The 21,487-nt window shown below is 41.6% G+C and carries 20 protein-coding genes; 5 read left to right on the top strand and 15 right to left on the bottom strand.

Annotated elements, in window-relative coordinates; all coding sequences use genetic code 11:
• Positions 1-50: 50 nt before the first annotated feature.
• The 5 genes from ACYH0O_RS07775 to ACYH0O_RS07755 all read right to left on the bottom strand — a co-directional run bounded on the left by ACYH0O_RS07775 (position 51) and on the right by ACYH0O_RS07755 (position 4,335).
• Positions 51-236 (bottom strand): Fur-regulated basic protein FbpA, encoded by a 186-nt coding sequence (locus tag ACYH0O_RS07775; protein ID WP_482631852.1) that lies wholly within the window; start codon positions 234-236, stop codon positions 51-53.
• An 84-nt stretch (positions 237-320) separates the two neighbouring features.
• Entirely contained in the window at positions 321-1,214 is an 894-nt protein-coding gene (locus ACYH0O_RS07770; RefSeq protein ID WP_482631851.1) for a cation diffusion facilitator family transporter, read from the bottom strand.
• A 10-nt stretch (positions 1,215-1,224) separates the two neighbouring features.
• Positions 1,225-3,336 carry a heavy metal translocating P-type ATPase gene (locus tag ACYH0O_RS07765; RefSeq protein ID WP_482631850.1) on the bottom strand — a complete coding sequence of 704 codons (2,112 nt, stop codon included), beginning with the start codon at positions 3,334-3,336 and terminating at the stop codon, positions 1,225-1,227.
• The gene (locus ACYH0O_RS07760; RefSeq protein ID WP_149155039.1) at positions 3,326-3,697 is read right to left on the bottom strand and encodes an ArsR/SmtB family transcription factor; all 372 of its coding nucleotides are present in this window, start codon (positions 3,695-3,697) and stop codon (positions 3,326-3,328) included. Before ACYH0O_RS07760 ends, ACYH0O_RS07765 begins: the two co-directional genes overlap by 11 nt.
• Before the next feature lie 308 nt (positions 3,698-4,005).
• Complete coding sequence (locus ACYH0O_RS07755) at positions 4,006-4,335, bottom strand: hypothetical protein (protein WP_149155038.1); 330 nt, start codon at positions 4,333-4,335, stop codon at positions 4,006-4,008.
• A 288-nt stretch (positions 4,336-4,623) separates the two neighbouring features.
• Between ACYH0O_RS07755 and ACYH0O_RS07750 the strand changes: the two genes are divergently transcribed.
• The 3 genes from ACYH0O_RS07750 (at position 4,624) to ACYH0O_RS07740 (ending at position 8,174) form a co-directional block, all read left to right on the top strand.
• Positions 4,624-5,949: a hemolysin family protein gene (locus tag ACYH0O_RS07750; protein ID WP_482631849.1), complete on the top strand. Its 1,326-nt coding sequence runs from the start codon at positions 4,624-4,626 to the stop codon at positions 5,947-5,949.
• 143 nt (positions 5,950-6,092) lie between these two features.
• The gene (locus ACYH0O_RS07745) at positions 6,093-7,379 is read left to right on the top strand and encodes a GntP family permease (protein ID WP_482631848.1); all 1,287 of its coding nucleotides are present in this window, start codon (positions 6,093-6,095) and stop codon (positions 7,377-7,379) included.
• 18 nt (positions 7,380-7,397) lie between these two features.
• Entirely contained in the window at positions 7,398-8,174 is a 777-nt protein-coding gene (locus ACYH0O_RS07740) for a 3-hydroxybutyrate dehydrogenase (protein ID WP_482631847.1), read from the top strand.
• Between the two features lie 43 nt (positions 8,175-8,217).
• Here the strand turns inward: ACYH0O_RS07740 and ACYH0O_RS07735 are convergent, their stop codons facing one another.
• Complete coding sequence (locus ACYH0O_RS07735) at positions 8,218-9,822, bottom strand: SLC13 family permease (RefSeq protein ID WP_482631846.1); 1,605 nt, start codon at positions 9,820-9,822, stop codon at positions 8,218-8,220.
• A gap of 265 nt (positions 9,823-10,087) precedes the next feature.
• Between ACYH0O_RS07735 and ACYH0O_RS07730 the strand changes: the two genes are divergently transcribed.
• Positions 10,088-10,717, top strand: a complete 630-nt coding sequence (locus ACYH0O_RS07730; RefSeq protein ID WP_482631845.1) for a YczE/YyaS/YitT family protein — start codon at positions 10,088-10,090, stop codon at positions 10,715-10,717.
• Positions 10,718-10,755: 38 nt separating this feature from the next.
• Here ACYH0O_RS07730 and ACYH0O_RS07725 read toward each other — a convergent pair whose 3' ends face one another.
• The 4 genes from ACYH0O_RS07725 to ACYH0O_RS07710 form a co-directional block, all read right to left on the bottom strand.
• Complete coding sequence (locus ACYH0O_RS07725; protein WP_149155032.1) at positions 10,756-11,100, bottom strand: hypothetical protein; 345 nt, start codon at positions 11,098-11,100, stop codon at positions 10,756-10,758.
• A gap of 129 nt (positions 11,101-11,229) precedes the next feature.
• Positions 11,230-12,642 (bottom strand): SpoVR family protein, encoded by a 1,413-nt coding sequence (locus tag ACYH0O_RS07720; RefSeq protein ID WP_324747667.1) that lies wholly within the window; start codon positions 12,640-12,642, stop codon positions 11,230-11,232.
• A 412-nt stretch (positions 12,643-13,054) separates the two neighbouring features.
• The gene (locus tag ACYH0O_RS07715) at positions 13,055-14,245 is read right to left on the bottom strand and encodes an MFS transporter (protein ID WP_482631844.1); all 1,191 of its coding nucleotides are present in this window, start codon (positions 14,243-14,245) and stop codon (positions 13,055-13,057) included.
• 389 nt (positions 14,246-14,634) lie between these two features.
• Positions 14,635-14,937 (bottom strand): DUF3889 domain-containing protein, encoded by a 303-nt coding sequence (locus tag ACYH0O_RS07710; RefSeq protein ID WP_482631843.1) that lies wholly within the window; start codon positions 14,935-14,937, stop codon positions 14,635-14,637.
• Between the two features lie 166 nt (positions 14,938-15,103).
• Here ACYH0O_RS07710 and ACYH0O_RS07705 point away from each other — a divergent pair, with 166 nt between their 5' ends.
• The gene (locus tag ACYH0O_RS07705; RefSeq protein ID WP_044337863.1) at positions 15,104-15,358 is read left to right on the top strand and encodes a YhdB family protein; all 255 of its coding nucleotides are present in this window, start codon (positions 15,104-15,106) and stop codon (positions 15,356-15,358) included.
• Positions 15,359-15,490: 132 nt separating this feature from the next.
• Here ACYH0O_RS07705 and ACYH0O_RS07700 read toward each other — a convergent pair whose 3' ends face one another.
• The 5 genes from ACYH0O_RS07700 to ACYH0O_RS07680 form a co-directional block, all read right to left on the bottom strand.
• Positions 15,491-16,030 carry an NADPH-dependent FMN reductase gene (locus ACYH0O_RS07700; protein ID WP_482631842.1) on the bottom strand — a complete coding sequence of 180 codons (540 nt, stop codon included), beginning with the start codon at positions 16,028-16,030 and terminating at the stop codon, positions 15,491-15,493.
• Positions 16,031-16,051: 21 nt separating this feature from the next.
• Positions 16,052-16,687 (bottom strand): response regulator, encoded by a 636-nt coding sequence (locus ACYH0O_RS07695; RefSeq protein WP_149155027.1) that lies wholly within the window; start codon positions 16,685-16,687, stop codon positions 16,052-16,054.
• Between the two features lie 12 nt (positions 16,688-16,699).
• A complete protein-coding gene (locus ACYH0O_RS07690; RefSeq protein WP_482632521.1) occupies positions 16,700-17,815 on the bottom strand; it encodes a GAF domain-containing sensor histidine kinase in 1,116 nt (371 codons plus the stop codon).
• Between the two features lie 187 nt (positions 17,816-18,002).
• Entirely contained in the window at positions 18,003-19,754 is a 1,752-nt protein-coding gene (locus ACYH0O_RS07685) for a phospho-sugar mutase (RefSeq protein WP_482631841.1), read from the bottom strand.
• 187 nt (positions 19,755-19,941) lie between these two features.
• On the bottom strand, positions 19,942-21,483 hold the full coding sequence (locus ACYH0O_RS07680) for a bifunctional GNAT family N-acetyltransferase/carbon-nitrogen hydrolase family protein (RefSeq protein ID WP_149155024.1): 1,542 nt from the start codon (positions 21,481-21,483) through the stop codon (positions 19,942-19,944).
• Positions 21,484-21,487 lie beyond the last annotated feature (4 nt).

Here is a 21,487-nt window from a genome sequence, read left to right as displayed (position 1 = left end):
GACTTACTGCAGCAAAAAAGACGATCCTTTTTCTAAAAGGTTCGTCTTTTTTAATTTGCTATATCGCCACCAACGTAATATTCCAGGTAGACATCTTGTAGTTCACTCATTGAGAGCTCATAAAGCTGCTTACCAAAATACTTATATACGCCTATCCTTAATAATTGTTGAATATAGAAATCCTTTTTAAATTCAGGTGTCTTTTGCTTCTCTGATTTATCTTCTTGATGTAACATGCTCATCCCTCCAGTTGAGGATATACCCCAAATCTAGAGAGAACTAAACATCCTCTTACAAATTGGAAAGAAAAGTAAAAGCTGTTACGTACAAATGTGATGCTGGCCCTCTGTGACACTTTTTCCCTCAACTTGAATCGTAGAATGATGAATGCCAAATTCCTGTTCAAGACAAGTTGAGAGTCGTAATAAAATCGTATCTCGATTCACTTCGTTTTCAACCACCACATGGCAGCTTAGAGCTGTGAATCCCGACGTGATGCACCATACATGAAAATCATGTACTTCAATGACTCCCGGAATAGCAGACAAGCTATTCTTAACTTCTTCCGTATCAATACCTTTTGGAGATCCCTCCATTAAGATATGAATGGAATCCTTCGTTACTCTCCATCCGGAAATGACGATTAGGATGGCAACCATGACAGATGCAATAGGATCCGCCAAGTTCCAATTAAAGAAATATATCAAGAGTCCGGCTGCGATGGCTCCTACTGACCCTAACATATCACCAAGTACATGAAGAAAGGCACTTCGAACATTCAAGTTATGTTCCGTATCCCCTCTCATTAAAATCCATGCCACGATAATGTTTACAACCAGACCTATGAAGGCGATCACCATCATACCTGGTGAAACCATAGGGGTATCTATGAAACGATGATACGCTTCCCAGAAAATATAGAGGGAAACGAGAATCAACGTTATGCCATTAATAAACGCCGCCAGTATTTCAAATCGCTTGTACCCATACGTCTTCCCTTTATCCGACGCCTTCTCACCTATATAAAAAGCTGCCAAACTAAGACCTAAAGCGGCTGCATCACTAAGCATATGTCCCGCGTCTGAAAGAAGAGCAAGACTATTTGTGACGATTCCACCTATGACTTCTACGATCATAAAAGTAAAAATAAATAGGAAACTGATTAATAATGCTTTTTTATTCTGATTATGTCCATGATTGTGGTCGTGACCCACATGACATCCCTCACTTCCGGTCTTTGACTCCTAATAGCCTTAGACCATTCAATGTTACGAGTAATGTTGCTCCCATATCGGCAAAAATCGCGATCCATAACGTAAGCCAGCCGGGGATGACAAGTAATAAAGCAAGAAGCTTGATCCCAATGGCAAACGAGATATTTTGTTTGATGATGATAAGTGTTTTCCGACTTAAGCGAATGATATATGGCAGTTTTGTAAGGTCATCGTTCATTAAGACGATATCTGCCGTTTCCAGTGCTGTATCGGTTCCTGCCCCACCCATGGCGATTCCTACATTTGAGGTTGCAAGTGCAGGGGCGTCATTAATACCATCCCCTACCATTGCGACTTTTCCAAACTTGTTCATATAGCGTTTGACAAAGTCTAATTTATCTTGTGGCAGCAGGCCTGCTTTGATTTCTTTGACACCTATTGTTCTTCCAATCGACCTGGCCGTATTTTCATGATCTCCTGTCAGCATCACCGTTTGCTTGATACCCATATAATGAAGTTTGTCGATGATTTCGCGACTTGTTTCCCGCACTTCATCGGCCACGGCTATAAGAGCTAATGGAGTATCATCGATTCCAAACACCATGACCGTTTTCCCCTCACTTTGAAGGCTTTCAATTTCTGTAGAAGGGGTATTAGTAAATAGGCTTTCCGCTCCAAGAAAGTATCTACCCTCACCGATTCGGCCACTGATTCCTTTACCTGTATGGGATTGGAACTCAACCACTTCACAATCCCCATACTCAATGTTCAGCTCTTCAGCCTTTTTCAGAAAAGCGTGAGCAAGTGGATGCTGGGAGTGGAGTTCAAGTGCAGCCATCTTCATCCACAACTGTTTTTCCTCTGCATCACCTATTAGGATGACATCAGTTACTTCGGGTGTTCCTTTTGTGAGTGTACCAGTTTTGTCAAAGGCGATGGCCTTTAATCTTCCTAATTCCTCTAAATACACCCCGCCTTTTATGAGAATGCCATTTTTCGCAGCGTTTCCTATAGCGGTTACAATCGCCACCGGAGTGGAAATGACCAGGGCACATGGACAACCCACCACTAAGACAGATAGTCCCTGATAGACCCATGTCGACCATTCCCCTGCAAAGAGCAATGGTGGAATGATAGCAACAAGTAAAGCGATGACCATAATAATCGGTGTATAATATTTAGCGAATACATCCACAAATGCTTGGGAAGGTGCCCTCTCTCCCTGAGCTTCTTCAACTAAATGAATAATTTTGGCGAGAGTCGTGTCTTCAATTCGCTTCGTTACCTTAACCTTTAAGTACCCTTCTTCGTTTAACGTTCCTGCAAATACTGCATCACCATGAAGCTTTTCCACAGGAACCGATTCTCCTGTGATCGCCGCCTGATTGACAAAAGACGAGCCCTCAACAATATCACCATCCATGGCAATTTTCTGACCAGGCTTCACGATCATCATGTCACCGACCTCAATTTCCTCTGCATCAACAAGCAGCTCTGTACCATTCCGGATGATGAGGGCTTGTGGTGGTGCAATATCCATGAGTGAACGAATCGACTCACGGGCCTTATCCATGGAGTACGACTCCAGCACTTCACTGATGGCGAACAGGAGAACAACAATGGCTCCCTCACCCCATTCACCGATAAACGCTGCCCCAATAATGGCAATCGTCATTAAGGTTCTCATATCGAACTCTAATTTGAGTAAGTTTTTAAATCCTGTTTGAAATAACCGAAATCCCCCTACAACAATGGCTGTTGCAAATGAAAGAGTAGAAAGGATTTGATTATTATCGATTTCTGTAAATGGAAAGGAATAAGCAAGAAGGATAAAGAAAACTGAGAAAAGTAAATGCATATATTTCATGTAAAAAGGTTCTCTTTCTTCCTCTTGTTTTCTTATTCCGTCTTCTGTTAAGCGAAGTCCTTCAAATGCTCCTGCTTTTTCTACCGATTCCTTCGTGGTTTCTCCGTAAACGGTAATCTTCGCTGCTCCAAAGTTCACTTTTGCATCTACCACTCCGTCGAGATGCTGAACGTTCTTCTCGAACTTCGCCGCGCAACCCGCACACGTAAATCCTTCGACCCGGTAGGTTTGTTTATGGGCTGGTTTACCGGTCACGTTCCTCCACCTCCACTTGATGAGTCAACGCAATTTCAATTAACTGCTTCACATGATGGTCGTCTAAGGAATAATAAACGAGCTTGCCTTTTTTTCTGAATTTGGCTAACCCCTGCTTTTTTAATAAACGTAAATGGTGGGATGCGGTCGCTGTTGAAGCATCCACAATATTTGCCACATCGCATACACATAGTTCTTCTTCGATGGTAAGTGCATACGCAATTTTCGCTCTTGTCTGATCAGAAAGTGCTTTAAAGATTTCAGCTACCTTAGAGGTATTTTGTGATAAAATCATTGATTTTAAGCGATTGACCTTTTCATCTTCCACACACTTTATTTCACATATATCCGTCTCTTTCATCTCGTCACTCCTCTAACATTCAAATACTCTTTTGAATATAGTATAGAAGAAATGCTAATAATGTTCAAACATTCTTTTGAATGTATGGGATTTTTTAAAATTTTTAAGTAATGAAGTTTGTTGTTTTATATATATTTCTGCCAGGTGCTCTGTCATGAAAATACTGTTAAAGATGGTGGGGGGAACTGCGCAGACTCCGGCGGATTTTGGGCGTGCCGAGACCCCGGATACTAAAAAGCTTTTAGAAAACAGCCAGTAAAAAAGTATAAAAAAGCCCCGGAAAGATTCCAGGGCTTATAAGAAACATATTAATTTTGTTGTAGTTTTTTCCGATCACGTTTCATAAAGAGATCCAATGTTACCCAGAAAACAACAGATGAAATCGCAAAGATTGCAATTGCAAAGTATATCTCTTCTGTTTTCCAGTCTAAACGTGGAATAAGCAAGCCAAGTACGCCTGATAATATATAGTAGCCACCTATTAATTGCAGATATAAACGTCCTGTTTGGGATTGAATATTTTCCAGATAGCCTTTCCCTGCTTTGCCAAAGAAAATAGCTATCCCTCTTAAGATGACATAAACCGAAAAGGCAATGATAAGGGCTACAACAAATCCTTGGTTAAACACGTCTGCCATAATCGTTCTCCTTTCCAACTATCCATTGATTCGTATCCTTGTATTGTCCATTTCTATTTTTAATGATGAAAATTATTTTTTCTAACAATAACCAAACGATTTACACATTGCAACGAACTTTGGATACCGATAAGAATGTGATACTTTTAAAAGGATATACTCATTGCAACCGGATTTCAAGTGTTATCTTGCTTCATTTTTTTACGGAACCATGACTTTTCTATTCAGGAGGTGTTTGAAGCTTTAGAAGGGTCCTTCGATTCACTCCCTTTCTACAGCTTCTGCTCATTGGACATTCTACTTAATTTATTTCTCGTTGCTGTTTTAATTGCGCTGACCGCTTTCTTCGTTGCATCAGAGTTTGCCATTGTCAAAGTAAGAAGCTCTCGTATCGATCAGCTGGTATCCGAAGGAAATCAAACGGCCATTGCTGCTAAAAGGGTCACATCCCATTTAGACGAATACCTTTCTGCCTGTCAATTAGGCATTACTATCACAGCCCTCGGACTCGGTTGGTTAGGTGAACCGACCGTTGAAACGTTGCTTCATCCCGTGTTTGAGAGGATTGATTTAAACGCCTCCATTACTAGTATCATTTCATTTGGACTCGCATTTTCCGTCATTACCTTTTTGCATGTGGTGATTGGAGAGTTGGCACCGAAAACCCTTGCCATTCAAAAAGCAGAGAAAGTCACTCTATTATTTGCACGACCGTTGATATGGTTTTATCGACTCGCTTATCCATTCATATGGACATTAAACGGCTCTGCCCGGGTGTTCACGGGGTTATTCGGCTTAAAACCCGCTTCTGAACATGAAATTGCCCATTCCGAGGAAGAGCTTAGGATCATTCTTTCCGATAGTTACAAAAGTGGGGAAATCAATTCATCCGAATTCAAGTACGTAAACAAAATATTTGAATTCGACGAACGAATCGCAAAAGAAATCATGGTCCCTAGAACGAGTATAGTGACTCTATCCTCAGATTCCACCATTGATGAAGTACTCACCATCATTAAAGAGGAACGCTATACGAGATATCCTGTCGTAGAAGGTGATAAAGATAATATCCTCGGTATAGTGAACGTGAAGGAATTGCTGACAACACTCGTGAACCACAAAGAGGAACATGAAGACTTAACTTCCTTTATCAAGCCTGTGATCCGCGTCATCGAAACCATCCCTATTCAAGCCTTACTCGTCAAACTTCAGAAAGAACGGTCGCCGATGGCCGTACTCTTGGATGAATACGGTGGGACTGCCGGTCTTGTTACAGTAGAAGATATCATTGAAGAGATTGTCGGGGAGATTCGTGATGAATTTGATATCGATGAAATTCCTGAAGTGCAGAAGGTAAAAGAAAATCATTTTATTTTTGATGCCGTGATGCTCATTGAAGATGTGAATGATCTCCTTGGGATTTCCATTGAAGAAGATGAGGTCGACACGATCGGAGGCTGGTTCCTGACTCAGAAGTACGAAGTTAAACTGAATGACAGGATCGAGGAACAAGGTTATTGCTTTAGAGTGAAAGAAATCGATGGTCATCATATTCAATATTTAGAAGTTACCAAAATGGATGGCAGTCATTATGAAAAGAACGAGTCCGATTAACGGCTCGTTCTTTTTTTTCTAAATGAATGAAGTATCCGGAACGTCGGCATGCATATCCCACTCCTTGCTATAGCAGATTTCCCTATAGAATAAATCCTTCCTTTAATGGAAAAATAACTACAAACTTTTATGAGAGGTGAGTTATGACTAGCATCATTGTTGGATTAATCCTGCTTATGGTCTTGGCGTATTTAGGCTGGTCAATCATTTGGATCGCTCCCCTGGTAGCAGGTTTAGTGGCATTAATGAGTGGACTTGACCTGCTCCCTGCCTATACGGAAACGTATATGACCGGGTTTGTGGATTTTGCTAAAGAATGGTTTCCTGTATTCCTGTTCGGAGCCATTTTCGGAAAATTGATGGAAGACGTCGGTGCAGCACAATCCGTCGCATACAAAATTACGAATATTATCGGTAAAGACAGGGCGATACTGGGCGTGCTGATCGCAGCTGCCGTTTTAACATATGGCGGTGTGAGCTTATTCGTCGTAGTATTTGCGATTTATCCCCTGGCTATTGCCATGTTCAGAGAAGCGGATATCACACGGAAACTATTGCCGCCGACTTTCGTATTGGGGGCTTTCACCTTTACAATGACAGCCATCCCAGGTACACCACAGATTCAAAATTTGATTCCTATCGATTATTTTAAAACATCCCCCACTGCCGCTCCGATCATCGGTATCATCGGTGGATTAATAATGGCAGTTGGAGGTTATTTTTATTTAAGATGGCGTCAAAAGCAATTTACAAGTAAAGGAGATTCGTTTACCGAGCCAAAAGGTGGAAACGATGTGAAGGAAATTAATGAATCAGAGCTTCCTAACTTCTACTTATCATTTCTTCCCCTTGTCATTGTCGTCGTTACACTGAATGTCTTTAAGTGGAACATCCTGACCGCTCTCCTTGTAGGAATACTTTCGATATTATTAATTAACTTCAAGCATTATAAAAAATTCATTCCTGCTGTCAATGGCGGAGCAAAGGGCTCAGTTATGGCAGTCATTAACACAAGCGCTGCTGTTGGTTTCGGAGCAGTTGTCACAGCAGCACCCGGTTTCAAGACATTAACGAAGCTTATTCTTGGCATTAAAGGTAATCCCGTCATATCTGAAGCCATAGCTGTTCAAACCCTTGCAGCTATTACTGGATCCGCTTCAGGAGGAATGGGGATTGCCCTAGAGGCTTTGGGAGATAAATATTATGAGTTGTCTCAAACAAGTGGTATCAGTGCAGAAGCATTCCATAGAATTGCTTCCATTTCATCTGGAGCATCGATTCTGCCTCATAACGGTGCACTCCTGACCTTATTTGCCGTAACAGGACTAACCCATAAAGATTCATATTTGGATGTAGCCGTTGTCGGGTTGCTTATTCCTACGATTGCAGAAATCGTTTCAATCATCCTAGCCAATATGGGAATTTATTAATTAGAGGAGGAAAAGAAGATGGTCAATGATAAAGTTGTATTCATTACTGGTGCTGCAAGGGGAATTGGTTTTGAAATCGGGGAACACTTTGCCCAAAATGGTGCGAAAGTTGTTCTCTCAGACATCAATCAAGAAGGATTGGATGAAGCGGTTGAAGAACTGAAAGACAGAGGATTCGATTGCCTGGGCATTAAATGCGACGTTACCAGTGAAAAAGAAGTGAAAGCGGGAATTGATAAAACAGTTGAGCACTATGGCCGCATAGACGTATTAATCAATAACGCAGGTATTCAACACATAGCTCCAATTGAAGAATTCCCCATTGAAAAATTTGAGCTCCTGATCAAAATTATGCTGACCGCTCCCTTTATCGCAACAAAATTTGCTTTCCCTTATATGAAGAAGCAAAAATTCGGTCGTATCATTAATATGGCATCCATTAATGGACTGATCGGTTTTGCCGGTAAAGCGGCATACAACAGCGCCAAGCATGGTGTTATCGGCCTGACAAAGGTATCGGCTTTAGAAGGTGCGGAGCATGGGATTACCGTCAATGCCCTATGCCCCGGATACGTGGATACCCCTCTTGTCCGTAACCAATTAAAGGATATTTCAACGACTCGTGGTGTGGAGCTTGAAAAAGTATTGGAGGATGTCATTTATCCTCTTGTTCCACAAAAGAGATTATTATCAGTAGAAGAAATTGCAGACTACACCATTTTCCTATCCAGTGACAAAGCAAAAGGTGTAACTGGTCAGGCCGTTGTTTTAGATGGCGGATATACTGCGCAATAATAAGCACAGAAAAATCGGATCAGGAAACTGATCCGATTTTTCTTTAGTTCATATTTACAGGTAATACACCTAAATCGATTCCCCAAACGAGTGGCATGAAAAAATAAATCAAAAGTGTAATAAATACGATACTAATCAGATTTAACCATATTCCCGCCTTGACCATGTCTCCCATTTTGATATAACCCGATCCGAATACGACAGCATTCGGAGGTGTAGCCACCGGCAGCATGAAAGCACATGAAGCAGCTAAGCCCGCAGCCACCATCAAACTATAAGGGTGAATATTAAGGGCAGCTGCAAGAGCAGCCATTATCGGAAACATCATCGTGGCTGTCGCCGTATTGGACGTAATTTCAGTTAAGAAAATAACAAAGGCCGTTACTGCAAGAAGTATAATAATGAAGGATATCCCTTCAAGAATCGTTAGTTGCTGTCCAATCCACTCTGCCAACCCCGTCTCTTTGAAACCCTTGGCAATGGCAAGACCTCCACCGAATAAGAGCAGGATCCCCCATGGGAGCTTCTTCGCATCGTCCCAATTGATCAATCGCGATTCTTTTCTTCCTGGAAGAAGGAATAAAACGAGTGCTCCTGTGATTGCTATGATTGTGTCATCTAATGACGGAACCCATTGGTTCAATAGAAACGATCGAGTGATCCAACATAGGGCTGTAGCGACAAAGACCATAAGAACAAGCTTTTCTTCAAATGAAATACGACCAAGAGACCGGTTCTCTTTCTCCACAATCTCCCTTCCCCCCGGCAGTTCTTTAACCTTTAATGGAAAAGCCACCTTGATTAAATACCACCATGTAACAACTAGAAGAATAGTGGCAAGTGGAACACCAAAAAGCATCCACTTCGCAAACGAGAAATCAATGCCATACAACTGTTTCACAACTGCAGCAAATATCGTGTTTGGAGGCGTTCCGATCAACGTTCCCAATCCTCCGATCGATGCACTATAGGCAATTCCCAGCATGATCACTTTACTGAAGTGCCCCGTTCTATTAGTCCCCTCCCTTTTTAGGCTTTCATTAACTTGATAAATCACGGCTGTTCCAATCGGAAGCATCATCATAGCCGTTGCCGTATTCGAGATCCACATAGATAAAAAACCTGTAGCCAACATAAATCCAAGGACGATTCTCTCAGTGCCTGTACCAATCAACAATATGATGTTCATGGCAATCCGCTTATGTAGGTTCCACTTTTCCATGGCAATCGCAATGATGAACCCACCCATAAAAAGAAAAATCGTACTATCACCATAGGCAGACGTGACATCTCCGGATTGAAGAGCTCCCGTAAGCGGAAACAAAATGATCGGCAACAAAGCAGTTGCCGGAATAGGTATTGCTTCTGTTATCCACCATACCGCTATCCATGTTGTCCCTGCAAGGACAGCAACAGCCTCTTTTGCCAAACCTTCAGGAGAGAAAAATAACATGATAAGAATAAATAAGAGTGGTCCAAAGAAAAAACCGATTTTCTGTCTTGGATTTGCATTAGGCTCCTGAACAAGATTTGTATCCACCCCGCGAGAAGCAGCAGGCGTACTTCCGGAAGTGAAAAATTGCAAAGTATCCATTACATCTCCGTGCCATTTCCAAAGTGTCCCCCATGCATTTTTCACAGTAAGCATCTACTCATACCCCCATTACTCGTCTTACTAAAACTCTATCGACCATCGAAAGCGCTGTCAATTACAACCCCTTTAAACAATGTAGATATCTGAATATTCACTCCTTTATTCCTACTCTCCTTTTGTTTTCTCATTCAAAGGATGTACATCTCTTGAAGGACCTTCGTCCTCTCTCTACTAAACGAAAAACAAACCATATCTTCATAAACCTTTTCGTTGTAAAATATTGTTATAGAGTGATAACTGTTATTTCAAAGGAGACACTATGAAAATCTATTGGCAAATAAGCTATTTTGTAATAGGGTTACTTATTTTCAGCTATGGGATCAGTATGTCCATCAAAGTGCAATACTTAGGAATCCATCCATGGGATGTGTTAAACATTGCCTTTTTTGAGAAGTTCGGCTTAACAATTGGAACGTGGAATATTATTGTCGGTGCCACCCTGATTGCAGGTACCCTGGTTTTGAAAGGGAAGTATGTTCGTATCGGGACGATCCTTAACGGTGTGATGGTTGGCATGTTGGTCGACTTCTTTCTATTTTATGACCTACTTCCCCCTGAAACGAACATATTCTTAGATATCCTGATTCTATTATCAGCGGTTATTTTAATGGGGGTTGGCGGGGGATTGTATTCAGCGGCACACCTTGGCACGGGTCCGCGGGACGGGTTTATGCTTACCATTTCGGATTTAACGAATCTTTCAATCAGCAGAGTCAGGATCATTTGTGAGTGTGCGGTGTTACTAATCGGACTGCTTCTTTCCGGTCCAGTCTTCGTTTTTACTTTTATTTATACGTTTATTCAAAGTCCCATCTTTCAAAAATCCTTTTTATTTTTCACGGATAGACTCAATACCCGTTTCACCAGTCGAAATAATGTAAGTATGTAAAAAGGACAAATGCCTGAGGCAGTTTGTCCTTTTCTACGTTATGACATCTCGCATGCCACTAATCCATATTGTTGATGTGGATTTAATTGCTTTATAAACTGGAATAATTGTTGCACCTGTTTATTGTCCTTATCACTCTTATAGTAATCTTCCAAGACCGACAACATTTCATCCGGGTACATCAAACAAGTATGACTTCCCCAGTCAGTTTGCCTGCCTTCTATTTTTTTATAATAAATGCCATCCAATAGGGAGAAAAAGAGTTCATACCCTTTCGGAAAAAACGGACTGATCCTTTTCGGGTAATTATGATTCCAGTCCCCCCCTTCATAATGAAATGTCTGGTCCGTTAAATCACCGATAAAGACTTCAACATCTGCCATTCCCGTCTCCTCCTAAAGTTTGAAATAATCTCTCTTATTATCGTATAAGCCAGTCCATCTATTTAGAACACCTTTTGCTTAAGAACAAAATAGCAGTTCCAGGGTTTCACCTGGAACTGCTCTGCCCATTTACAAATATTTTCGTTGCACGCTTCGACCATCATACGTAAATAACATATCACGGTTCTCCACATGGGTTTCAATATGGACCGGTCTTCCCCAAAGCTGATGCAGATACGGTAAAACCTTTTCTAAATACTTAATATCGAGTTCAACGTCTTCGAACCAGTGCTTCAGATAAAGTTCCCCGCTCTTCATATAATCCCCATCATTCACGGTAATGTAAGGGAACCCGCCATTGACCCTCATGCCTACCAGTTGATCCCGTACATGAGTCCATTCTTTATCGACAATTTTGTAGTCCTTTCCTTGCTTCTGGAATAAATACATATCTTCTCTCGTAACAAGATCTTTCGTTAAATAGTTCCGTAAGAAAGAAATGTCAGATTCAATTTCACGAACCTCAAACATTTTTTCTCGACCTGAATTTGGTTTCACCCCACGCTTTTTCATTTCATCCGTAGGGTTGTCGAAACGATCTTCAATATCTTCAAAAATCTTCAATCCTAAATAATACGGATTAATCTGCGTACGGGAAGGCTGTACAACACCTGCATTCAACTTGGCAAACTCAATGGACTCTCCACTTGTCAAATCCATTTCACGGATGATGCGCTGATGCCAATACGAAGCCCACCCTTCATTCATGATTTTCGTTTCAAGCTGCGGCCAGAAATACAGCATCTCTTCTCTCATCATCGTCAATATATCCCTCTGCCAGTCAGACAACTCCCTGCTGTACTGTTCAATAAAGAGAAGAATATCCTTTTCAGGCTGTGGAGGGAACTTCTTCTTCACCTTTTTCTTCTCTCTGCTCTTCGGTTTTTCATCCAACGACCACAGATCATCATAAGGAGTCGCATGACTCACTTCTTCCTCTACCCACTCCACATCATCCATCGTCCACGACAGCTTCGGACGCATCAATGACGGATCAATATGCTCATCCACGGCAAGCACGGCATCGAGAAAGTTTTCAACCTCCTGCTTCCCATGCTCGATCTCATATCTTCGCACCCGCTCTGCAGTAGCCGCCATGCTTTCTACCATATCTCGCTTCGTATTCTGGAATCGCACATTATTCTTAAAGAAATCACAATGGGCCAACACATGGGCAACAATCAACTTATTCTGAATAAGCGAATTCGAATCCAATAAAAAAGCATAACAAGGATCCGAGTTAATCACGAGCTCATAAATTTTACTTAAACCCAAATCATATTGAAGCTTCATCTTATGAAATTGTTTCCCAAAACTCCAGTGAGAAAAGCGGGTCGGCATTCCATAAGCACCGAATGTATAAATAATTTCAGCAGGACAAATCTCATAACGCATTGGATAAAAATCAAGTCCAAACCCGGCTGCAATCTCAGTAATTTCCCCTATCGCATTTTGTAACTGCCTCTGTTCCTCTAAATTCATCGTCATCCCCCTCTTTATACTCTTATCTAAATGTATGAAGAGAAAAGGGATTTGATGAAAAGAAAAGCGGAGGCGGGTTGAGCAGGCCCGACAAGCATAAGATGAATCGACCGGAAAGGCGCACTTTGCCTTTTTGGTCGATTTAGCTTATGACCTCGAGGGACTACCCGCCGGAGCTGGACATGAAGAAAAGCGGAAGGGCTTTGGTAGAGGGGACAAGCATAAGACAAGCTGTCATGTAGGTGCGCCTTTTCACCTTCATGACAGCTTGTCTTATGACCTCGAGCCTCTAGCCACGGAAGCTGGACATATAGAAAAGCGGAACCGGGTAGGTCAGACCCGACAAGCAAAAGCTGAAGTCGACAAAAAAAGCTGCTCCCAATCACGAGATGGGAACAGCTTTTTATCAATGTTATGTCCGGAAATTCTTTTGAAGGAGCATAACTGGAAAAAGAGTGCCTAGCAATAGGAGTGCTGATAGGGTGAAAATCATTGAAATACTAAGTACTTCAAGAAGCAGCCCTACTCCAATAGATGATAATCCAAACAGCAATGTTGTTAACGCACCTTGGGCAGCATAGATTCTCCCCAGTTCTTCAGGTGGTGCACTTTCCTGCAAATACGTTTGAAGAACGACATTTTTGATTTGATCAAACAAACCGAACACAAAGGATAAAACGAGTGCAAGGAGCGCAACCTTATTCCAGGCAAAGACGAGTGTCACACTTGACGTAAAGACCATGCAAATCGGGAGCCATCTATGCCTGTGCTTTGAAAACAAGCTGTGGAGCGTAAAAATCAAATAGGAAGCAAGTACCAAGCCGATAAAGAAGCTGGAGTTGATGAACCCCCACCATTCTTCGCCACGCTGTAATTGCAGATCAACATACAAATACAAAACAGCCGCAATCCAAACGGTACCTGAAATCGACTCTAACCCATAGATCCAAAACACGGGAACTAATCCCTTTCTCCTTCTAACTTCTGACCACCCTTCTCCAAGCTGCTGCCACCAAACTTTTCTCACTTCTAAGCTGGTACTTGGGATAACAGGCAGCTTCATCATAAACAACGTACTGGCGAGAAACAAAACAATGATCAAGATAAATAGATTCGTTTCATTAATGAGCGATAATAGGATTCCACCTAATGCCCAGCTTGAAAATTGTATCGTCTGATCGACGGTGGATAAAAACCCGTTCGCTCCCATCAACTCTTCCCGTTTCACAAGAAAGGGCACATACGAATTCCTGGCAGGCAATGCCCATCCATCTAAAAATGAAATGATACTCGCACACCCTAAAAAGAACCACACATTTTCAATATTGAGTACCATTAACAACAGAAATAAACATAAGAAGAATGTTTTCCCCATTTGAGAGTAGGCAATTAAACTCTTCATTTGAGTGCGATTCAACAGAAGGGGTGCCACCATGCTGCTTATAAACCTCGAAAACGTAATCACTAAAGGAACTGCCGTCATGTAAACAGCTGATCCTGTTAAATTGTAAATCAAGGAGATTAATCCTACGATATACAAAATATCTCCCATATTCGCCAATGCCTGACCGAACCACAGATTTCTAAATGCATTGGAATGCAATATCTCTTCCTCCCTCTATTCAGTTTTTAATTAGGTGAGAAAAGATAGCATCACATTGGATCAAAGAACCCCTTTCAAAAATTAATAACGATTTATGTATAGGTTTATTTTAGCAAATGGTTTTAATTTTTGCAGAGAATACTTTATTTTATTATCAATACGTTGTTGGGGTGTTAGATTGTGGCGTATTTATCAAACCCAACAAAGTATATTCACTCTATAGCTAGGTTCATTGTGCCAAAATCCGGGTTTGTTGTGCCACTTTCGTGTAAACTTGTTCCAAATTATGAACAACGTCTCGTATTAAGTTTAAAATACCCTGCTTAAGACTGCGCACGCACAATCCGAACAAAAAAAGCCTCCCTTTAAGAAGACTTTATCTGTTGCACCTATTCCTTCACCGTAATGTTCAGTATTTTTTCATTATCAAGATTGTGTACGACGACTACAAGTACCTTCTTCTCTGCACTATTCTCTTGAACGGTAAATTCGAATGAATCGGCCACTTTGTTTTCCGTCATTTTCTTTCGACCCTGGTATTGATAATCCTTCACAGGCTGACCAGGATAGTCTTCTTTAATGACGGCTGTTGCAATCCGGCCAAATTTTTGATAATCCGTTGGTTGAGCATTTGCATGACTTGAAAATATAAGAAAAAATACGGTTGATGCGATCACCATTGCTTTCTTCATTATCATCACCTCTGTTTACGTTTCATTAATAGGATGAATTAAATTCACTGATTTATTCACCCAAAAGTAGGAAAACAAGCATTTGCAACATAACCAACTTTTACAGAGAAATAAAAGCTGTTTTCTCCATACAATATGATTACCCCTTCAAAAGGAGGGAAACCAAGTGAACAAAGTCGATTACGATCGGGCCTTGTATTACACTCATCGATCAGAATGGGATAACCTGTTGATCCTCATGGTGAGAACGAAGGATGACCTTCTTTCGAAAAGAATTGAACACTTCTTACATGCGTATCATTTTTCTAATGATTACACAGTTGTAGAGCGTAACCTATATACGCTTTTACGATATATTGAACATGCAAATTTCACCTATAGTGTCGAGCAACCACTTGAGGAAACCTTTGCAGAGATGTAACAAAAAGAGAATTCCACCTACGGCTGATCCAATTAGTATGCGCTATTGGATCAGCTTTTATTATTTTGGTATGTATAGAGCCATTAAAATGGAACCTAATAAAAAAACCGGCGCAATGCCGATTTTCCCCGATTAAGACGATATTTCACTTTTCACTAGCTCAGCCGCTTTCACATATACCCTCAGTTCCTTCATCAGATTATCAACTAATTTAGCAGGTTCTTCTAAGAGTCCGTCCCCTTCATAATCAAAGCAGTGAGGATCGAGGATGAGCTGCTTCGGAATGACGTTTGCATACACTCCACGGCCGACGATGCGAAGGTTGTTCAAGCAGTTGATCCCTCCTTTACCTCCACCGGCACATGCAAGAAGTGCCACTGGTTTGTGGGCAAATTGCTCGCTGCTCAGGAAATCGAGTGCATTCTTCAATGTCCCGCTCATACCGCTGTGGTATTCAGGGGAAGCTAAAATGACCGCGTCTGCTTCCTTCACTTTTTGTTTAAGTGAGTGAACGGATTCAAGCTCTGATTGATCCTCCTCTCCGGTGTACAATGGGAGTGATCCATCACTTAAGTCAATAAGGTCGCAGTCATACGTCCGGGCAATGAATCGTGAAGCAATTCCAGTACGCCCATGCTTTCTTGGACTTCCGTTAATAATTATAATACTCATGTTAGAAAAATCCTTTCCGGTTTAGTTTGATGTCAATTGATGTTTAACGGCATACAAAGCCGCTTGGGTACGATCTGAAACTTCCAGCTTGGAAAATATGTTTGAAATATGAGTCTTGACGGTTTTTTCCGTTATATAGAGGCTGGAAGCAATCTCTTTGTTACTCTTCCCTTTCGTGAGCTCAATCAAAACATCCTTCTCCCGTTTGGTGAGCTCATGGATTTTGTGGGGTGGCTCTTTTCTGGAGATACGAGTAAGTAAATGGTTGGTTGCCTTAGGGTGAAGAGAATTTTCCCCGGATAAAAGCTTTCGGATGCTATTCACTAATTCATCGGGTTCAATATCTTTTAATTGGTACCCAGCTGCTCCTGCTTCAATGGCAGGAATCACGTGATTCTGATCAGAAAAGCTGGTGAGCATCAGAATTTGAATGGCAGGGTGATTCTTTTTAATTTCCTTTGTTGCTTGAATTCCGTCCATGACCGGCATCATTAAATCCATCAAGATGATATCGGGTTCAAGTGTTTCAGCTAACCGGACGGCTTCTGCCCCATTTTTTGCTTCCCCTACGATATCCAGGTCTTTTTGTGTTTTTAAAAAGAAGACAAGACCTCTTCGTACGACATGATGGTCATCGGCTATTAACACTCTGATCATGCATGACACCTCCTAATACGGTATTTGAACTAAAATCGTCGTTCCTTTCCCAAGCCCACTATCTATCGTTAATTCTCCTCCAATGCTTTTCACACGCTCTCTCATACCTTGGATCCCAACTGACGGCAAAGACTGTTTCCTGTCATATTGAAATCCGTAACCTCTATCTTCAATCGTTAATCGAATCGATTGTGCTTCACTTTTTAATGTATAGAATATGTTCTTTTCACCTGAATGTTTTTTACAATTATTCAGGGCTTCTTGACTGACACGCCACAATACCTCTTCAATTTTAGAGCTTAGGGAAATGACTCCCTCTACTTTCATTTCAAGGGTTAAACCGAGCATGTCTGCGTATCCTTTAGCAGCTTCCACCACTCCGTTTTCTAAACCATGTGGTCTTAATTGCCAGATGAGGGCACGCATTTCCGAAAGCGCTTCCTGGGCAAGACTTTGTATGGTCTTGAAGGTGTCCTTTACTTCCTCTTCCCTGGTCATCTCCGCTCCACCTCTTGCCGTTAAAGTAAGAGAAAACAACAGTTGGTTCACAGAGTCATGAAGATCTCTTGCCAACCGGTTCCTTTCACCAATAAGAGCGACTTCCTGCTCCTTCTTAGTCAGCATAATACGCTTAATGGCCGAACCGATTTGAAATGCAACTGATTCCAGAAGAGCCAGTTCATCAGTAGAAAAGTGGGTCTTATTCGGAGCTGCTACATTCAATAACCCAAAGGATTCATTTCCGGACTGAAGAGGGACGGTTGCATGATACGTTATTTCATCCGTATCCCCTCTGTTTTCTTCGATGGCCTGCTCAATCCGCTGACATTCGATGATATTGGATGCTTTCGTCAGCTTTCCATTTCGAAAGCGATTGACACACCAGCAGCCGCCCTTTTTCATCAGTTCACATTTCCGGTCAGATAGTGACTTTGGGAGATTCTCATAGGAGACAAGCTCGTGACTTCCTTCCTTTTCTATAAAGAAAATCCATCCCGTCGTGAAGCTTGTTCCTCTGATCAACTTCTTAACTGCACCTGATAGCATGGAAGAAAGCTCTGTTTCATTGTTCAGCAATTCGGCTATCTCTTTCAAAAGCCCGATATTTGAAAGGGATTCTTGATTCATTTTCATCGTCCTCTCCGATCCTTCACTACTATTATATAGTTTTTACACATAACCGGTATTCTCAAAAAGAATGAATCATTCTACGACCTTTGACGGAAAACATATGTTCTTACTTCACTCCAAAAAAACAAGAGATGCACCAGCACATCTCTTGTTTTGTATTAAGCAATGCAATATGGCTGTATGTTTATGCCTCTCCTACAGATGAACTTACCATCGTTTCCACTTTCGCCATGATGGCTTCTTGCAGAGCATGTAATTTATTATCGCTATCACTTTGTGTCTCACCAATAACGCTGAAGTAGAACTTGATTTTCGGCTCGGTTCCAGATGGGCGTAAGCAAATCCATGATCCGTCTTCAAGATAGTATTTTAAAACATTTGAAGATGGAAGGTGAATGATTGATTCTTCACCTGATTGTAAATCGATTTTCTTACTTACTTTATAATCTTCCGATGAGACGACCTGCATACCTGCCACTTCTTTCAAAGGCTCGTTTCTGAAGTCCTTCAGAATCCCCTGAATTTGTTCAGCACCTTCTTTTCCTTTAAGAGTTAAACTTTTTAATCCCTCTTGATAGAAGCCATGCTGTTCAAATAAATCATTCAGTACATTATATAGGGTTTTGCCTTGTTTCTTATAGTAGGCTGCCGCTTCTGCTGCCATCAGCACGGCTTGTATGGCATCTTTATCGCGGGCGAAGTCGCCGATTAAGTACCCATAGCTTTCTTCATAACCAAATAAGAATGTGTATTCGCCTGTTTCTTCATACTTTTTAATTTTTTCACCGATGAATTTGAAGCCTGTCAGTACATCTTCCAATGAAGCTCCGTAATGTTCTGCCACTTTACGGCCTAATTCGGATGTAACGATGGTTTTGAATACTCGTCCATTTTCAGGAATCATATTTTTTTCTTGTTTACGTGCCAGAATATAATCCAGCAGAATAGCACCTGTTTGGTTTCCAGTGAGAAAGATATACTCGCCTGATTCACCTTTTACGGCTACACCTAACCGGTCTGCATCGGGATCTGTCGCAATCAGGATATCTGCGTCGATTTCCTTCCCGTCACGGATGGCATATTCAAAGGCCGCTTTATCTTCCGGGTTCGGGGATTTCACAGTCGTAAACTCAGGATCTGGAATCGCCTGTTCCTTTACAATGTGAACAGACTCATATCCTAAAGCTTTCAGACCCTTTTCAGCCATCTTTAAGGCTGTTCCATGTAATGGAGAAAATACGATTTTCAGGTCGACTTCCTTGGCAATTTGAGGTTTTTCAGAAATCGAAATCAGATGCTCCAGGTAAGATTGATCGATCTCTTCGCCAATCATTTTAATGAGACCGGATGATTTCAATTCTACTTCTGATTTAACTTCAATTTCCAGCTCATTTTCCACTTCATTCACTTTATCGATAACGGCATCGGCTACGTGTGGAGGCAGCTGAGCCCCATCCTCACCGTATACTTTGTAACCATTATATTCAGGTGGATTATGGCTTGCTGTGACCACGATTCCAGAGAATGCCTTTAATTGTCTAAGGGCAAATGAAAGCTCCGGAGTTGGTTTCAGTTCGTCGAACACATATGTTTGAATACCATGTGTAGCCAGCGTCTTAGCTGATTCCATGGCAAATTCAGGAGATTTATAACGGGAATCGTAAGCGATTACAACTCCGCGCTTTTTAGCCTCTTCACCTTGTTCTTCTATGTATCGTGCTAATCCTTCTGAGGCTTTTCTAACTGTATAAATGTTCATTCGGTTGGTTCCGGGACCAATTTCTCCCCTCATTCCACCAGTACCGAATTCCAGGTTTTTGTAGAATGCGTCTTCTAAGGTTTTCTCGTCGTCTTTCATTGCTCCTAAAAGCTCGTTGATCTCTTCATCCAGATGCAAGTAGTCGCTCCATTTTTCCCAAGATGTTTTCCAACTCAAAACGATCCCCTCCTAATGCTGTATAAGAATAAATTCTATCACATATTGTAGAAATCCTGCTAAAACAATCCGTCATATGTCGACAAGATTCGTTTAGTCATTATTTTAGCATAATTTTTCTGAAATGAATTTGTCTTTTTTTCTCAAGAAAGCCTCACTGAACAATTCAGCGAGGCTTTTACTTGGATTACTTCTTATAATTCACTCCATATACATCATGTCGGCGATCTTTTAACTGACGGACCGTACCCGATTGACGCTGTCGTCGCAGCACTTCGAGATCGACATCTCCGATCATGACCATTTCAATGTTTGGATTTGTCTCTCCGACAATTCCATCACGGGCAAATTCAAAATCAGACGGAGCAAAGATACCTGACTGAGCGTATTGAATGTCCATGTTTTCTGTCTGTGGAAGATTCCCCACTGTACCGGAAATGACCGTATAAATCTGGTTCTCAACTGCACGGGCTTGTGCACAGTATCTGACACGGAGATACCCTTGGCGATCTTCTGTACAGAATGGAGTAAAGATGATCTTCGCCCCTTTGTCAGTTGCGATACGGGCAAGCTCAGGGAATTCGATATCATAGCAGATTTGAATCGCGATCTTCCCGCAATCCGTGTCGAACACCCTTACGGAATCTCCTGGACTGATTCCCCACCACTTTCGTTCATTTGGTGTGATATGAACCTTGTACTGTTTCTCGATCGTTCCATCACGACGGAACAAGTATGCGATATTGTAGATTTCATCGTCTTCTTCCTTAACGAAGTGAGACCCCCCAATGATATTCACATTGTAACGAACCGCTAAATCCGTGAATAATTCGATATATTCCTCAGTAAAGTCCGTCAGCTTTCTCACTGCTAAGCTCGGTGACTGGATGTTCAAGAATGACATGAGCTGTGTGGTGAAGATTTCAGGAAACACGACGAAATCAGATTTTGCATCTGATGCTACATCTGTAAAGTATTCAACCTGATTCGCGAACTCCTCGAAGGAATTGATTTTACGCATCATGTACTGAACAACACAGATCCTGACAGGATAACTTGTTTTAAAATGCCGTTTGCTGGACGGACGGTAATCGACGTTATTCCATTCCATCAGCGTGGCGTATTTATGTGATCGTTTGTCATCAGGTAAATAGTTCGGGTTGATCCGCATCAGGGTGAAACCGTTTAATAACTGGAATGATAGTACAGGGTCATAAATCTTATGACGCCCAACTGAATCCACGTACTCCCTTGGAGACATCTCCTCCGAGTGTTTATGGTAGTTCGGGATGCGTCCCCCGATGATGATACTCTTTAAATTCCACTGTCTTGCAAGATCCTTCCTTGCTTCATATAAACGATGTCCTACCTTCATGCGTCGGTATTCAGGGTGCACCATGACTTCGATTCCGTACAGGTTATAGCCATCGGGATTGTGATTCGTTATGTAACCATTATCCGTTACATCATCCCATGTGTGGCGGTCGTCATACTCGTCAAAGTTAATGATCAGACTCGAGCATGATGCAATAATTTCCCCTTCTAATTCGGCGACAAGCTGACCTTCCGGAAACACGTCCAAATGACTTTCCAGATGTTCCACCTTCCAGGGATCCATCCCTGGAAAACAAACAGACTGCATGTTGATAATATCTTGAATGTCCTTATGTTCCATTGGACGTATGATCATTTTCTTTTCGAACTGTGATAAGTCTAGTTTTTCTGCCATCTAT

This window comes from Rossellomorea sp. H136 (genome assembly GCF_056838065.1).
Note: the sequence above shows the minus strand (reverse complement) of the source record. Positions and strands in the feature narration are given on the sequence as shown.

Coding starts and splice junctions, on each gene's coding strand:
- ACYH0O_RS07775 (WP_482631852.1), bottom strand. CDS start 236: ATGTTACATCAAGAAGATAAATCAGAGAAGCAAAAGACACCTGAATTT.
- ACYH0O_RS07760 (WP_149155039.1), bottom strand. CDS start 3,697: ATGAAAGAGACGGATATATGTGAAATAAAGTGTGTGGAAGATGAAAAG.
- ACYH0O_RS07755 (WP_149155038.1), bottom strand. CDS start 4,335: ATGGCAGACGTGTTTAACCAAGGATTTGTTGTAGCCCTTATCATTGCC.
- ACYH0O_RS07745 (WP_482631848.1), top strand. CDS start 6,093: ATGACTAGCATCATTGTTGGATTAATCCTGCTTATGGTCTTGGCGTAT.
- ACYH0O_RS07740 (WP_482631847.1), top strand. CDS start 7,398: ATGGTCAATGATAAAGTTGTATTCATTACTGGTGCTGCAAGGGGAATT.
- ACYH0O_RS07735 (WP_482631846.1), bottom strand. CDS start 9,822: ATGCTTACTGTGAAAAATGCATGGGGGACACTTTGGAAATGGCACGGA.
- ACYH0O_RS07730 (WP_482631845.1), top strand. CDS start 10,088: ATGAAAATCTATTGGCAAATAAGCTATTTTGTAATAGGGTTACTTATT.
- ACYH0O_RS07725 (WP_149155032.1), bottom strand. CDS start 11,100: ATGGCAGATGTTGAAGTCTTTATCGGTGATTTAACGGACCAGACATTT.
- ACYH0O_RS07720 (WP_324747667.1), bottom strand. CDS start 12,642: ATGAATTTAGAGGAACAGAGGCAGTTACAAAATGCGATAGGGGAAATT.
- ACYH0O_RS07710 (WP_482631843.1), bottom strand. CDS start 14,937: ATGAAGAAAGCAATGGTGATCGCATCAACCGTATTTTTTCTTATATTT.
- ACYH0O_RS07700 (WP_482631842.1), bottom strand. CDS start 16,030: ATGAGTATTATAATTATTAACGGAAGTCCAAGAAAGCATGGGCGTACT.
- ACYH0O_RS07695 (WP_149155027.1), bottom strand. CDS start 16,687: ATGATCAGAGTGTTAATAGCCGATGACCATCATGTCGTACGAAGAGGT.
- ACYH0O_RS07690 (WP_482632521.1), bottom strand. CDS start 17,815: ATGAATCAAGAATCCCTTTCAAATATCGGGCTTTTGAAAGAGATAGCC.
- ACYH0O_RS07680 (WP_149155024.1), bottom strand. CDS start 21,483: ATGGCAGAAAAACTAGACTTATCACAGTTCGAAAAGAAAATGATCATA.